Raw genomic sequence first — 12,762 nt, 5'->3', positions numbered from 1 at the left:
ACGGCGTAGAGCGTGTCGGCCTCGGCATTGCCACCCAGCGGCTGCCAGCCGGGCAACAGGGCCTTCAGCCGGCCGGCGCGCAGGTCCTCGCCGACGGCGTAGGTCGGCAGCACGGCGATGCCCATGCCGGCCAGCGCCGCCACGCGCAGCGATTCGCTGCTATTGACGGTCAGGCCGCTCTCGAAGCGCAGCGCGCCGCGGACCGGCACGCTCCTCTCCTCGCTCTTCTCCTGGCCCTTCGCCGCATGGCGGAACTGCCAGCGGTCGGGCGCCTGCAGGTAGCCGAACAGCAGGCAGCGGTGCTCCGCCAGCGCCTCGACCGTCTTCGGCCGACCGTGCGCGCGCAGGTAGGCCGGCGAAGCGCAGACCGCATAGCGGATCGGCGCGAGCCGCCTCGCCACCAGGCCCTCCGCCGGCCGGGAGGTCAGGCGCAGGACCACGTCGAAACCCTCTTCGGCCAGGTCCACATAGCGGTCATTGAGCCCCAGCACCACCTGCAATTGCGGATGACGCGCGCAGAACTCGCCCATCAGCGCGGTGAACTGCAGGTTGCCGAAGGCGGTGGAGGTGGACAGGCGCAGCACGCCGCGCGGCGCCTGGCCGCCCTCGACCTCGTCGGCGAGCAGCTGTGCGTCCTCCAGCAGGCGCAGCGCGCGTTCGTAGACGCCGCGGCCCTCGGCGGTGGGGCTGACGCTGCGCGTCGTGCGATGCAGCAGCCTGGTGCCCAGCTGCGTTTCCAGCCGCACCACCTGCTTGCTGATGGCGGACTTGGTCGTGCCCAGCACGCGGGCCGCGGCCGAGAAGCTGCGCGCGTCGACGACGCGGGCGAAGGCGTGGAGGTCTTCGAGGCGGCCCATCGCTTTTGTTCTCCAATTGGAAACTCTGAATCGATATGGAAGTGGATTGTGTCCCGATACGCCAGTTTCTAGAGTGGCGTCATGAACATCAAACCTCCCACCTCGAGCCTGCCGCTGCTGTTCGTGCTGCTGTGGAGCAGCGGCTATGTGATGGGCAAGACCGCGCTGGCGCACACCGGGCCGCTGACGCTGCTGAGCCTGCGCTTCGGCATCGCCGCGGCGGTGCTGCTGGCGGCGGCGCTGGCGAGCGGTGCGCCCTGGCCGCGCCGGGCGCGCGACTGGGGCCACCTGCTCGTGGTGGGCCTGCTGATGCAGCTGCTGCAGTTCGTCGGCGTCTACGAGGCGATGCGGCGCGGCCTGCCCAGCGGCATCGCCGCGCTGCTGATCGGCATGATGCCGCTGGCCACCAGCCTCGGCGCCTGGGGCTGGCTGGGCGAGCGGCTGGCGGGGCGGCAGTGGCTGGGCCTGCTGGGCGGGCTGCTGGGCGCGGGCCTGGTCGTGGCGGCCCGGCCACTGCAGGGCGGCGGTGATGCCGCGGCCTATGGCCTGGCGCTGCTGGGCCTGGTCGGCCTGGTGGCCGGCACCCTGTACCAGAAGCGCTTCTGCGCCGGCATGGACCTGCGCAGCGGCGCCTCGGTGCAGATGGGCATCTCGGCGCTGCTGGTGACGCCGCTGGCCGTGCATGCCGAGGGCCTGGCGGTGCAGTGGAGCGCCGAGGCGCTGCTGGCCGTGCTCTGGCTGGCGCTGGTCAATTCGATCGGCGCCTTCACGCTGATGTTCCTGCTGATCCGGCGCGGCGAGGCCAGCGCGGTGGCGCGGCTGTTCTACCTGATCCCCGGCGTGTCGGCGGCGATGGGCTATGTCGTGCTGGGCGAACAGCTGCCGGCGCTGGCGCTGCTCGGTTTCGGCGTTAGCGCCGCAGCGGTTGCTGTCACGTCGTTGTCAGCAGGGGGCCGCTCCAATGGTGATCCAACAAGTGCAACAACAGGAAGGATCGAACCATGTGGACCCACGAAGCCAGCATCGAGACCCTCGCCGCGCCGGACCGCCTCTGGCACCTCTTCTCCGACGTTCCCGGCTGGAAGCGCTGGAACTCGGGCATCGAACGCATCCTCCTGCTCGGCGACTTCGCCAGCGGCACGCGCTTCGTGATGCAGCCGCCGGGCCAGGAGGCCTTCACCAGCCGGCTGCTCGACGTGGTCGAGAACGAGGGCTTCATCGACGAGACGGTGATCGACGACACCCGCGTCGTCGTCGACCACCGCCTGATCCCGCTCGCCTGGGGCGGCACCAAGGTGGTCTACAAGACGCTGATCGAAGGCCCGCAGGCGGCCGAGGTCGGACCGCTGGTGACCGGCGACTTCATCGAGGTGCTGAGCGCGCTGAAGGATCTGGCGGAGCGCTGATGCCTCAGAGCACGAAACCGCCGTCGATCGTCAGGCTGGCGCCGGTGACGAAGCCGGCCTCGGCGCTGGCCAGGTAGGCGACCAGGCCGGCAATCTCCTCCGGTTCCGCCAGCCGGCCCAGCGGCACGCGCGGCACGACGTGCTCGCGCAGCGCGCTGGTCATGTCGGTCTCGGTCGGCCCGGGCTGCACGTTGTTGACGGTGATGCGGCGCGGCGCCAGGTCCAGCGCCGTGCCCTTGACCAGCGCCGCCACGGCGGCCTTGCTCATGGCGTAGGCGCTGCTGCCGGGCGAGCCGGTGCGGATGGCGGTGTTGCTGCCGATGGTGACCAGGCGCCCGCCATCCTTCATCCGCGCCGCCGCGGCCTGCAGCGCCACGAACACGCCGCGCACGTTGACGGCCAGCGTCTGGTCCAGGTCCGCGAGGCTGAAGGTGTCCAGCGGCCCCAGGCGGAGCACGCCGGCATTGATGACGGCGAGGTCCAGCTGGCCGAATTGCCCGACCACCTGGGCCACGGCGTCCTGCAGCGCCGCCGCGTCCGCGCTGTCCGCCCGGACCGCCAGCGCCCGCCGCCCCGCCGCCTCGATCGCTGCCGCCACGGTGGCCGCGTCGTCCGGCCGCGAGACATAGGTCAGCGCCACGTCGTAGCCCTCGCGCGCCAGCCGGCGGGCGATCGCGGCGCCAATGCCGCGCGAGCCGCCGAACACCAGGGCCGTTCCCTTCGAATGCGTCGTCATCATGGTTCTCCTTTAATTGAACAATCGTTCCATAACAAGTCAAAAAAAAACGCAGGCGCCCTACCTGAGCGCCTGCAGGCTCAAGCGCGCCAGTGCGCGCAGTTCGGCATCGCCGGCGCCGCCGCGCGCGGCCAGGCGGATGCCGGCGATATTGGCGATCAGGAAGCCGGCCGCATGCTGGACGTCCAGTTCCTCCGCCAGTTCCCCATCCTGCTGCGCCTGCCGCAGCCGCGCGGCCAGCGCGGTGCGCAGCCCGCGGCCGGCCGCCTGGCGGATGCGCCCCAGTTCCTCGCTGCCCTCGCGGCCCTCGCCGAACTCGCTGACCGAGTGCGTGCCCAGGCAGGCCAGCCGCGCCTCGGCGACCACCCGCTTCATCATCGCCTCCAGCCCGGCCAGCGCCGTCGGCGCGCCGTTCAGCGCCTCCAGGTGGCCGGCGGTCTCGGCGGCGGCATAACGCGCCAACGCAGCGCAATACAGCGGCCACTTGCCGCCGAAGGTGTTGTAGAGGCTCTGCTTGCCGATCTGCATCGCCTCCACCAGCATCTCGGCGGACGTGCCGGCATAGCCGTGCTCGCGGAACACGTCGATGGCGGCGTCCAGCGCCTGGTCGGGGTCGAACTGCTTCGGTCGGGCCATGGCCGGCGAGTATCCTTGAATTGGAATGATCGGTCAATAACTACGAAAACCAGCGGCCATAATCGAGGGCTTCCCCCGACGACCACCGCCTTCCCGGCGCCACGCATCATGACCTCCCCGGATTCGGCTACCCGTGACACCACCCGCACCGACGACACCCGCATCAGCGCGGTGCGCCCGCTGATCTCGCCGGCGCTGCTGCTGGACGAACTGCCGCTGCCGGAGGCCTCGCTGGAACTCGTGGAGCGCGCCCGCCGCGAGATCGGCGACGTGCTGCATGGCCGGGATGACCGGCTGCTGGTCGTCGTCGGCCCCTGCTCGATCCATGACCATGACCAGGCGATGGACTATGCGCGGCTGCTGAAGGACCTGCGCGACGAGCTGGCCGGGGACCTGCTCGTGGTGATGCGCGTGTATTTCGAGAAGCCGCGCACGACGGTGGGCTGGAAGGGCTATATCAACGACCCGCGCCTGGACGGCAGCTTCCACATGAACGAGGGCCTGCGCCTGGCCCGCCAGCTGCTGCTGGACGTGACCGCGCTGGGCCTGCCCGCCGGCACCGAGTTCCTGGACCTGCTGTCGCCCCAGTACATCTCCGACCTGATCGCCTGGGGCGCGATCGGCGCCCGCACGACCGAGAGCCAGAGCCACCGCCAGCTCGCCTCGGGCCTCTCCTGCCCGATCGGCTTCAAGAACGGTACCGACGGCGGCATCAAGGTCGCGTCGGACGCCGTGCTGGCCGCCAGCGCCAGCCACGCCTTCATCGGCATGACCAAGATGGGCACGGCCGCGATCTTCGAGACCCGCGGCAACGAGGACTGCCACATCATCCTGCGCGGCGGCAAGGCGCCCAATTACGATGCCGCCTCGGTGCAGGCCGCCTGCGAGGCCCTGAAGGCCTCGGGCCTGCGCGAGCAGGTGATGATCGACTTCTCGCATGCCAACTCGAGCAAGAAGTACGAGCGCCAGATCGACGTGGGCCGCGACGTGGCCGCGCAGATGAGCGGCGGCGATGCGCGCATCACCGGCGTGATGATCGAGAGCCACCTGCAGCCGGGCCGCCAGGACCTGGCCGCCGGCCAGACCAAGCGCGACCTGCTGCCCGGCGTCTCCATCACCGACGCCTGCCTGGGCTGGGCCCAGACCGAGCCGCTGCTGCGCGAGCTGGCCGCCGCCGTCCGCGCCCGCCGTTCGCGCTGAAGCACGGCGCTTCGCGCCGTTTCGCTGCCGTTCGTCGCAGCGCCGTCGCGGCAGGCGAGGGCGCTTCCTAGAGTGCGTTCCATCCCAACCCGGAAGGAACGCCGATGAACGCCGCCAAGCTCCTGCTGCTGACTCTTCCCGCCCTGCTGGCCCTGAATGCCGGCGCAGCCGACCTCGAGGTCGAGGTGCAGGGCCTCGCATCGACCGAGGGCCAGGTCTTGCTGGCCGCCTATGCCGATGCCGGCGACTGGCTGAAGAAGCCGGTGGCCGTGGCGCGAGCCGCCGCTGCCGAGGCGCGTGATGGCCGGCTGGTGCTGCTCGTGCAGGGCGTGCCGGAGGGCGCCGCCATCAGCCTGTTCCATGACCGCGACGGCAATGGCCGGCTGAACGTGAACGCGATGGGCATGCCCATCGAGCCCTATGGGTTCTCGAACGATGCCGCCGGCAACTTCGGGCCGCCGAGCTTCGAGCAGGCACGCCTGGCGCCGGGCGCCACGCGCATCACCGTCCGTCTGAACTGAAGCGGGAGGCCGCGATGATGACGACGACACGCCGCGATTTCCTCTCCGCCGCGCTGGCCTTCGGCCTGCCCCATGCAAGCTTCGCCGCCGAGGCCGCGCCTGAACTGCTGCCGATCGCCTGCCTGCATGGCGATGAACGCCTCGATGCCGCGCCGCTGCGGATCGAAGGCCGCCTGCCCGCGGGCCTGCGCGGCAGCTACTTCCGCAACGGCCCGGGCCTGATGGCGCGCGGCGGCGAGCGTTACCGCCACTGGTTCGACGGCGACGGCTTCGTGCAGGCGCTGCGCTTCGACGGGGAGGGCAGGGTCTCGCACCGCGGGCGCTTCGTGCAGACGGCCAAGCTCAAGGCCGAGGCGCGCGAGGGCCGCTTCCTGGTGCCGGCCTTCGGCACCGCGATCCCGCCGCGCGTCCCCTTGCGCAACGCGGATTCGATGAATGTCGCCAACACCAGCGTGCTGCAGCAGGCCGGCCGCCTGTATGCGCTGTGGGAAGGCGGCAGTGCCTACGAACTGGACCCCGCGACGCTGGAGACGCTGGGCCCACGCGCCTGGACGCCGGAGCTGGCCGGCATGCCTTTCTCCGCCCATCCGAAGCAGGAGCCGGACGGCACCAGCTGGAACTTCGGCACCTCGGGGAAGCAGATGGTGGTCTACCGCATCTCCGCCGCGGGCGCCGTCGTGAACAGCGCGGTGTTCGAGATCCCGCCCACCGCGATGGTCCACGACTTCGCCGTCTCGCAGCGCTACCTCGTCTTCCTGCTGGCGCCGCTGACGCTGGACATGGCGGCGCTGCGCGAAGGCCGGGCCAGCATGGTGGACGCGATGCAGTGGCACGGCGATGCGCCGACCCGGGTGCTGATCGTCGACAAGCGCGACCTCTCGCGGCGCCGCATCCTGGAGATGCCGGCGACCTTCGTCTTCCATTTCGGCAATGCCTGGGATGAAGGCGATGTGATTCGCCTGGACTTCGTGAAGGGCGAGGCGCTGCCGCTGATCAACGAGCGCTTGCAGGCCATCATGCGCGGCGAGCGGCCCGAGACGCATCCGTCGACCCCGCGCTTCATGCGCATCGAGCTGGCGGGTGGCGGGCGCATCTCGATCGAGGCGCGTGACGAGTCGGTCGAGTTCCCTGTGGTCGATCCGCGCGTGGTGGCGCAACGCTACGGCCAGGTGTTCTATCCGACTGCCATCGACCTCGGCCCTCGCTGGGGCTTCAACGGCCTGATGAAGCTCGACGTCGAGACCGGCCGCCGCGAGCGCTTCGCCTTCGGCGCTGACACGGTCGTCGAAGAGCATGTGCTGGTGCCGAAGCCGGGCAGCAGCAGGGAAGGCGAGGGCTGGCTGCTCGGCATGGGCTACGACACGCGCCATCGCCGCAGCTTCGCCAGCGTCTTCGATGCGCAGCACCTGGCCGACGGCCCGCTGGCGCGCATCTGGCTGCCCTACACCGTGCCTTATGGCTTCCACGGCCGCTTCTACGCGGCTTGAGATAATCGGCGGATGACTCAAGACGAACTCAAGACCCTGGTCGGCCAAGCCGCCCTGCAATACGTGACGCCCGGCAGCATCGTCGGCGTCGGCACCGGCTCGACGGTGGACAAGTTCATCGACGCGCTGGCCGCCAGCGGCGTGCAGATCGCCGGCGCCGTGTCCTCATCGGTGCGCTCGACCGAACGGATGCAGGCGCTCGGCATCAAGATCCTCGAGGCCGCCGAAGTGGACAGCCTGAAGGTCTACATCGACGGCGCCGACGAGATCGACGAGGCCGGCCACATGGTCAAGGGCGGCGGCGCGGCGCTGACGCGCGAGAAGATCGTGGCCGACCTGGCCGAGCGCTTCGTCTGCATCGCCGACGAATCGAAGCTGGTCAAGGTGCTGGGCGCCTTCCCGCTGCCGGTGGAGGTGATCCCGATGGCCGCCGCGCAGATCGCGCGCCGCTTCGCCGCCCTGGGCGCCGCGGCCACGCTGCGCGCCGGCTGCGTCACCGACAACGGCTGCCACATCCTCGACGTGCGCGGCCTGCAGATCACCGACCCGCAGGCCTTCGAACGCGACGTCAACCAGTGGCCCGGCGTCGTCACGGTGGGCGTGTTCGCCCGCAACAAGGCTGCCGTGTGCCTGCTCGGCACCAGCAGCGGCGTGAAGACGCTGGACTTCAGCCGAGCCTGAAGACCGACACCGCGCCTGCGAGCTGCTGCGACTGATCGCGCAGGCTCTCGGCCGCGGCGGCGGATTCCTCGACCAGCGCGGCATTCTGCTGCGTCATCTGGTCGAGCTGGTTGACGGCGGCATTGATCTGGTTGATGCCGTCGCTCTGCTCGCGCGAGGCGGCGGTGATCTCGCCGATGATGTCGGTGACCCGCTGCACGCTGGCGACGATCTCGCCCATCGTGCTGCCGGCGTCCTGCACCAGCCGCGTGCCGGAATCGACCCGCTCGGCGCTGGCGCTGATCAGCGTCTTGATCTCCTTGGCCGCCGCGGCCGAGCGTTGCGCCAGCGAGCGCACCTCGGAGGCGACCACCGCGAAGCCGCGGCCCTGCTCGCCGGCGCGCGCCGCTTCCACCGCGGCGTTCAAGGCCAGGATGTTGGTCTGGAAGGCGATGCCGTCGATCGTGCCGATGATGTCGCCGATCTTGCGCGAGCTGGCGCTGATGTCTTCCATCGTGCTGACCACCTGGGCCACCACCGTGCCGCCGCGCTGGGCCACCTCGGCGGCCGAGCTGGCGAGCTGGTTGGCGGTCTGGGCCGACTCGGCGGTCTGCCGCACGGTGCTGGTGAGCTGCATCATCGAGGCGGCCGCTTCCTGCAGGTTGGAGGCGGTCTGCTCGGTGCGGGCGGACAGGTCCTGGTTGCCGGTGGCGATCTCGGCGCTGGCGGTGTTGATGCTGTCGCTGGAGCCGCGCACCGAGCCGATCAGGCCCTGCAGCGAGCCCTGCATGCGCTGCAGGGCCTGCAGCAGGCGGCCGGTCTCGTCGTTGGCGCCGGACTGGATCGGGCGGCTCAGGTCGTAGTTCGCGATCGCCTCGGCCACCTGGGCGGCCTCGCCCAGCGGGCGGGTGATCGAGCGGGTCAGCCAGACCAGCAGCACGCCGCCGACGACCAGCGCGCACAGCGCGAAGGCGATCAGCGCCATGCGGGCCTGGGCGTTGGTCTGCGCGATGCTGGCGGTGGCCTCGTCCATCTGGCGGCGCTGCATCTCGCTGATCTTCTTGATGCCGGCCTGGAAGGTCGCCGCGGCGGGCTGGAACTCCTTCTCGAAGATGGTCTTGGCCTTGAAGGCATCGCCGATGCGCTTGGCCTCGGAGACGCTGTCGCGGGTGCTCAGGTAGGCCTTGCGCGAGGTGGACAGGGCCTCGAAGGCCTCGCGCTCCTCGGGCGTCGTCATCTTGGCTTCCAGCGCCTTCTGCAACTCGCCGGACTGGCGGCTCGACTCGGCGGCCTGTTCCTTGAAGAAGTCCACCAGGCTCGGATCGGCGCTGACGGCGATGGCGCTGGTGCGGGTGACGCCGTTGGTGATGTTGCGGAACCAGTCGCTGGCGATGCGCTCGGCGACCAGCTTCTGCTCGTTCATCTGGGCGGTCTGCGCGGCCACGCGCTGCAGCGCGACGTAGCCGAGGCCGGAGCCGATGAAGGCGATCAGCAGCACCAGGCTCAGCACGAAGGTGAGGCGCTGTCCGATCGAGCGGACGCGGGCGGTGTTCGAGCTCATGTTGTCGTCGTTATCCGGGTTGTCTCCACAACCTGAAATTGTGGCGGCAATGCCCGCCTGGCGGGCCCTCAAAGCGCTTGCGCCACCGTGCAGGAACGCACGGGATAACGACGAAAATCAGCTGACAGCTCAGGCCTGACCCAGCTCGAAGGCGACCCGGGCGATATGCGGCCCCTGGCCATTCGGGCGCAGCGTGGCGCCAAGGCCCCGCATCAGCACCAGCATGCGGCGGTTGACGGTCAGCACGTCGCCGTAGAGCGCGCTGAGCCCGGCGCGGCCGGCGTGGGCGGCGAGGCGGGCCATCAGCGCGCGGCCCAGGCCCAGGCTCTGCCAGTCGTCGGCCACGGCGATGGCGAACTCGGCCTCGGCGGGATTGGCCTCGTTCACCACGTAGCGGGCATCGGCCACGATATGGCCGTCGTCGGCTTCCGCCACCAGCGCCACATGCTCGCGCTGGTCCACGTTCGTGAAGCGCTCCAGCAGGTCAGGCGGCAGGCGGTGCAGGCCGGTGTGGAAGCGCTTGTGGCGGCTCTCCAGCGAGAGCGCGCCGACAAAGTCCTGCTCGGCCATCGCGTCGGCCGGAGTGATCGGGCGCAGCAGCACGCGGCGGCCGCCGGGCAGGGCCACGGATTCGCGCGCGATCTGCGGCGGCGCGGCCAGCAGCGCGTTCATGGCAGCGGCCTCAGTTCCAGCGTGGCCGGGCCGCCGAGGGCCGACACCATCAGCTCGGCCGCGCCGTCGGCCACGTCCAGCGTCTCGCCGGCTTCCAGGACCCAGTCGCGCGGGTCGTGGTCGATCGTCACCCAGATCGTGCCGGCGCTGCTGGCGAGGTGGGCGGCGCCGGTCAGGCGCGATGTCTGGCCGCGCTGCAACTGCAGCCTGGCGGGGGCGGTGGTGTCGATGGCGATCATGCGGCGCTCCTTGTGGGAATTTGCATGCACTGCCTGCATGCTTGCGCTGGGTTCAGCTTGGGCTGAACAATAGGCCTCCCGCCCCGGGCCGACAAACGACCAATCGGAACCTAACGCATTCCCTGGACGCATGCCAAGCAGCAAACCGATCGACCGCCTGCCGCCGCTGGAGCTGGTCGTCTCCTTCGAGGCGGCGGCGCGCCACCTGAGCTTCACCAAGGCGGCCGAGGAGCGCTTCGTCACCCAGTCGGCGATGAGCCGGCAGATGCGCGCGCTGGAGGAGGAACTGGGCGTGGCGTTGTTCGAGCGGCGCCACCGCGCGCTGGTGCTGACGCCCGACGGCCAGCGCCTGCTGGCCGCCTGCACCACGGCGCTGGGCAGCCTGCGCGGCGCGATGCGCGACATCCGCGCCCCGCACCAGCGCGAGGTGCTGTCGCTCACCACCACGCCGGGCTTCGCCTCGCTGTGGCTGATCCCGCGGCTGACCGGCTTCACCCGCGCCCATCCGGGCATCGACGTGCGGCTGGACGCCACGCTGGACAACCGCAACCTCGCCGCGCAGGGCTTCGACCTGGCCGTGCGCTACGCCAAGCTGGGCGCGCTCGGCGGCGCGCGCAAGCTGTTCGACGAGGCGATGCTGCCGGTCTGCAGCCCGCGGCTGGTGAGCGAGACGGCGCTGCCGCTGCGCGAGCCGGCCGACCTGGCCCATCACACCTTGTTGCACCTGGCGATGGATGACGACGCCGCCGGCGGCATGCCCGCCGAGTGGGAACCCTGGCTCAGCGCCTGGGGCCTGGCCGACCTGCGGCCGGCGGCGCGGCTGAGCTTCACCAGCTATTCGGAGGCCATCGCCGCCGCCCTGGCCGCGCAGGGGGTGGCACTGGGCCGCCGGCCGCTGGTCGACGCGCTGCTGGCCAGCGGGCAACTGGTCACGCCCTTCGACGGCGACGTGGCCTCGGCGCGCGCCTACCAGCTGATCGTCGACCCGGCCTCGCGGCTGCGGCCGGCGGTGCAGGCCTTCGAGCAGTGGCTGATCGAGGAGGCGAGCTAACGCAAGGCCTCGACGGCAGCCAGCACGCTGGCCAAGGCTTCGGGCGACGCGGCGGTCATCGGCGCGCGCAGATCGGGGCCCAGGCCGTCCAGCAGCGCCAGCGCCGCCTTCAGCGGGGCCGGATTGGGCTCGGCGAACAGGGCCTTGGTCAGCGGCCAGAGCCTGCGCCACAGGGCGGCGGCCGTGCGCAGGTCGTTCGTGGCGACGGCGCGGTGGAGCGCGACGAACAGGTCGGGCCGCAGGTGGGCCGAGGCGCAGATGGCGCCGACGCCGCCTTGGCACAGCGTCGTGAAGAGGCGATGGTCGTCGCCGGCCAGCACTTGCAGCCGGCCGTCGTTGATCACGGCCTGCGCGTGGTCGAGGTCGCCGCTGCAGTCCTTGACGGCGGCGATGTTCGGATGGGCGGCCAGGCCCAGCATCGTCGCCGTCTCGATGCGCACGCCGGTGCGGGCCGGGATGTCGTAGAGCAGCAGCGGGGCGGGCGACGCGTCCGCGGCGCGGCGGAAGTGCTCGGCGATGCCGGCCTGCGAGGGGCGCACGTAGTACGGCGGCGTCAGCAGCACGCCGGCCAGGTCGCGCCCTCGCAGCGCGTCAAGCCGAGCGGCCACCGCCTGCGGCGTGATGCCGGAGATGCCGGCGATCACCGGCAGCGTGCCGCAGGCCGTGTCCAGCACGGCCAGTTGCTCGGCCTCGCTGAGCGCCGCGGCCTCGCCGGTGCTCCCGTTGAGCACGAGCCCGGCAACGCCCGAGCCGGCCAGGCGGGTGACGAGCCGGCGCAGGCCGGCATGATCGACGGCACCGTCGAGAAAGGGCGTTACGAGGGGGATCCAGATGCCCGAGAAATCTCTGCTGCTATCCATCGCGAAGTTCTCCATGCGACCGTACGGTTGGAAAAAACCGGCGGCGCATGGGCGAGGGCAGAGCGGGGGCTTGGGCTTGTTGCAGTCCTTCGTTCCGTCGATCGCTCATCCGACGACGGAACCGCAGCTCCGGTCAGACGAGCTGCTGTTTTTTGGAAGTGAAGAAGAAGGCGTGCAGGGCCATGGCCGCGAATATAGCTCAGCGCGCGCGGCTGCCCTTGTACTGGCGCTGGCCCACCAGCCGCGCCCAGCGCAGCAGTTCGTCATCGCTGGCGCTCAGCGCGCGCGTGGAGGCGGCGCCGGGATGGCGGCGCACCTTCTGCAGCAGCGTGGCCTCGTCCAGGCTCGCGATATAGGCCGCGATCTGCGCGTCCGAGGGAATGAAGCCGCGGTTGGCCAGGCTGTAGCTCTGGATCATGATGGCCTCGACGACGCCGGCCATCTGCTTGTCGATCAGCTTCTGGTCGGAGTCGGCGGCGAGATCCTGGGTGAGGTTGGGGCTGGTACTGCTGCTAGTCATCCGCGCATTCTGTTTCGCGCGGCGGCGTCGATGTGCGCCCATTGGTTGCAAGACGTGAGCGGCGTACCAGGAAGCGTGCGGGGTCGACGGCGTCGACCAGGCTGGCCGGCAGTGGCAGCGGGCCGCCCAGTGCCTGGGCGGCCGCCAGCTCGCCGCACAGCGCGGCCCAGGTGATGCCGCGCGAGCCGAGGGCAGTGCAGGCGACGAGGCCCGGCAGGCGCGGGACCAGCGCATGCCGGTCGTCGCGGCCGGTGCGCCCAGGGTCGGGCAGGCCGCCGACCAGCGGCAGCTTGTCGGGCGCGCCCAGGCGCCAGGCGACGCGGCCGGCCTGCGGCGAGGCGGGGACGGCGTCGAGC

Annotated in this window: 14 protein-coding genes and 2 pseudogenes; 7 read left to right on the top strand and 9 right to left on the bottom strand. The window is 70.9% G+C overall.

Annotated features, from left to right (window positions below; genetic code table 11):
• Window positions 1–857: LysR family transcriptional regulator (locus B0W88_RS23755; RefSeq protein ID WP_077037093.1), on the bottom strand; the 857-nt coding region annotated here is incomplete at its 3' end.
• A gap of 81 nt (window positions 858–938) precedes the next feature.
• Here B0W88_RS23755 and B0W88_RS23750 point away from each other — a divergent pair.
• Window positions 939–1,784, top strand: a pseudogene (locus B0W88_RS23750) (DMT family transporter); the annotation flags it as partial.
• Between the two features lie 74 nt (window positions 1,785–1,858).
• Window positions 1,859–2,263 carry an SRPBCC family protein gene (locus B0W88_RS23745; RefSeq protein ID WP_077037091.1) on the top strand — a complete coding sequence of 135 codons (405 nt, stop codon included), beginning with the start codon at window positions 1,859–1,861 and terminating at the stop codon, window positions 2,261–2,263.
• Window positions 2,264–2,267: 4 nt separating this feature from the next.
• Here B0W88_RS23745 and B0W88_RS23740 read toward each other — a convergent pair whose 3' ends face one another.
• On the bottom strand, window positions 2,268–3,002 hold the full coding sequence (locus tag B0W88_RS23740; protein ID WP_198937922.1) for a 3-oxoacyl-ACP reductase family protein: 735 nt from the start codon (window positions 3,000–3,002) through the stop codon (window positions 2,268–2,270).
• 57 nt (window positions 3,003–3,059) lie between these two features.
• Window positions 3,060–3,635, bottom strand: coding sequence for a TetR/AcrR family transcriptional regulator (locus tag B0W88_RS23735; protein ID WP_077037090.1), 576 nt, complete (start codon window positions 3,633–3,635; stop codon window positions 3,060–3,062).
• Between the two features lie 108 nt (window positions 3,636–3,743).
• Here B0W88_RS23735 and B0W88_RS23730 point away from each other — a divergent pair, with 108 nt between their 5' ends.
• The 4 genes from B0W88_RS23730 (at window position 3,744) to rpiA (ending at window position 7,524) form a co-directional block, all read left to right on the top strand.
• Window positions 3,744–4,835: a 3-deoxy-7-phosphoheptulonate synthase gene (locus tag B0W88_RS23730; RefSeq protein ID WP_077037089.1), complete on the top strand. Its 1,092-nt coding sequence runs from the start codon at window positions 3,744–3,746 to the stop codon at window positions 4,833–4,835.
• A 104-nt stretch (window positions 4,836–4,939) separates the two neighbouring features.
• The gene (locus B0W88_RS23725; RefSeq protein ID WP_077037088.1) at window positions 4,940–5,356 is read left to right on the top strand and encodes a DUF2141 domain-containing protein; all 417 of its coding nucleotides are present in this window, start codon (window positions 4,940–4,942) and stop codon (window positions 5,354–5,356) included.
• Window positions 5,357–5,370: 14 nt separating this feature from the next.
• On the top strand, window positions 5,371–6,843 hold the full coding sequence (locus B0W88_RS23720; protein WP_083749017.1) for a carotenoid oxygenase family protein: 1,473 nt from the start codon (window positions 5,371–5,373) through the stop codon (window positions 6,841–6,843).
• A gap of 12 nt (window positions 6,844–6,855) precedes the next feature.
• Window positions 6,856–7,524 (top strand): ribose-5-phosphate isomerase RpiA, encoded by a 669-nt coding sequence (gene rpiA, locus B0W88_RS23715; RefSeq protein ID WP_077037087.1) that lies wholly within the window; start codon window positions 6,856–6,858, stop codon window positions 7,522–7,524.
• On the opposite strand, the gene B0W88_RS23710 is transcribed toward rpiA, so the two are convergent.
• The 3 genes from B0W88_RS23710 to B0W88_RS33800 all read right to left on the bottom strand — a co-directional run bounded on the left by B0W88_RS23710 (window position 7,511) and on the right by B0W88_RS33800 (window position 9,975).
• Window positions 7,511–9,064 (bottom strand): methyl-accepting chemotaxis protein, encoded by a 1,554-nt coding sequence (locus B0W88_RS23710; protein ID WP_077037086.1) that lies wholly within the window; start codon window positions 9,062–9,064, stop codon window positions 7,511–7,513. The two genes, rpiA and B0W88_RS23710, sit on opposite strands and share 14 nt — an antisense overlap.
• Window positions 9,065–9,193: 129 nt before the next feature.
• The gene (locus B0W88_RS23705) at window positions 9,194–9,736 is read right to left on the bottom strand and encodes a GNAT family N-acetyltransferase (protein WP_083749016.1); all 543 of its coding nucleotides are present in this window, start codon (window positions 9,734–9,736) and stop codon (window positions 9,194–9,196) included.
• Entirely contained in the window at window positions 9,733–9,975 is a 243-nt protein-coding gene (locus B0W88_RS33800) for a DUF2917 domain-containing protein (protein WP_077037085.1), read from the bottom strand. Before B0W88_RS33800 ends, B0W88_RS23705 begins: the two co-directional genes overlap by 4 nt.
• Before the next feature lie 130 nt (window positions 9,976–10,105).
• Here B0W88_RS33800 and gcvA point away from each other — a divergent pair, with 130 nt between their 5' ends.
• Complete coding sequence (gcvA, locus tag B0W88_RS23695; RefSeq protein ID WP_077037084.1) at window positions 10,106–11,026, top strand: transcriptional regulator GcvA; 921 nt, start codon at window positions 10,106–10,108, stop codon at window positions 11,024–11,026.
• On the opposite strand, the gene B0W88_RS23690 is transcribed toward gcvA, so the two are convergent.
• The 3 genes and pseudogenes from B0W88_RS23690 to B0W88_RS33795 all read right to left on the bottom strand — a co-directional run.
• Entirely contained in the window at window positions 11,023–11,886 is an 864-nt protein-coding gene (locus B0W88_RS23690; RefSeq protein ID WP_077037094.1) for a 4-hydroxy-tetrahydrodipicolinate synthase, read from the bottom strand. The two genes, gcvA and B0W88_RS23690, sit on opposite strands and share 4 nt — an antisense overlap.
• 199 nt (window positions 11,887–12,085) lie before the next feature.
• Entirely contained in the window at window positions 12,086–12,406 is a 321-nt protein-coding gene (locus B0W88_RS23685; protein ID WP_077037083.1) for a hypothetical protein, read from the bottom strand.
• Window positions 12,399–12,762 (bottom strand): annotated as a pseudogene (locus B0W88_RS33795) (tRNA U-34 5-methylaminomethyl-2-thiouridine biosynthesis protein); the annotation flags it as partial. The gene B0W88_RS23685 and the pseudogene B0W88_RS33795, both read right to left, overlap by 8 nt.

The sequence above is a fragment of the Pelomonas sp. KK5 genome, from assembly GCF_001984095.1.
In the GTDB taxonomy this organism is placed as follows: Bacteria; Pseudomonadota; Gammaproteobacteria; order Burkholderiales; family Burkholderiaceae_C; genus KK5.
Note: the sequence above shows the minus strand (reverse complement) of the source record. Positions and strands in the feature narration are given on the sequence as shown.

Coding starts and splice junctions, on each gene's coding strand:
- B0W88_RS23735 (WP_077037090.1), bottom strand. CDS start 3,635: ATGGCCCGACCGAAGCAGTTCGACCCCGACCAGGCGCTGGACGCCGCC.
- B0W88_RS23740 (WP_198937922.1), bottom strand. CDS start 3,002: ATGATGACGACGCATTCGAAGGGAACGGCCCTGGTGTTCGGCGGCTCG.
- B0W88_RS23725 (WP_077037088.1), top strand. CDS start 4,940: ATGAACGCCGCCAAGCTCCTGCTGCTGACTCTTCCCGCCCTGCTGGCC.
- gcvA (WP_077037084.1), top strand. CDS start 10,106: ATGCCAAGCAGCAAACCGATCGACCGCCTGCCGCCGCTGGAGCTGGTC.
- B0W88_RS23720 (WP_083749017.1), top strand. CDS start 5,371: ATGATGACGACGACACGCCGCGATTTCCTCTCCGCCGCGCTGGCCTTC.
- B0W88_RS23690 (WP_077037094.1), bottom strand. CDS start 11,886: ATGGATAGCAGCAGAGATTTCTCGGGCATCTGGATCCCCCTCGTAACG.
- B0W88_RS23705 (WP_083749016.1), bottom strand. CDS start 9,736: ATGAACGCGCTGCTGGCCGCGCCGCCGCAGATCGCGCGCGAATCCGTG.
- B0W88_RS33800 (WP_077037085.1), bottom strand. CDS start 9,975: ATGATCGCCATCGACACCACCGCCCCCGCCAGGCTGCAGTTGCAGCGC.
- B0W88_RS23730 (WP_077037089.1), top strand. CDS start 3,744: ATGACCTCCCCGGATTCGGCTACCCGTGACACCACCCGCACCGACGAC.
- B0W88_RS23710 (WP_077037086.1), bottom strand. CDS start 9,064: ATGAGCTCGAACACCGCCCGCGTCCGCTCGATCGGACAGCGCCTCACC.
- rpiA (WP_077037087.1), top strand. CDS start 6,856: ATGACTCAAGACGAACTCAAGACCCTGGTCGGCCAAGCCGCCCTGCAA.
- B0W88_RS23685 (WP_077037083.1), bottom strand. CDS start 12,406: ATGACTAGCAGCAGTACCAGCCCCAACCTCACCCAGGATCTCGCCGCC.
- B0W88_RS23745 (WP_077037091.1), top strand. CDS start 1,859: ATGTGGACCCACGAAGCCAGCATCGAGACCCTCGCCGCGCCGGACCGC.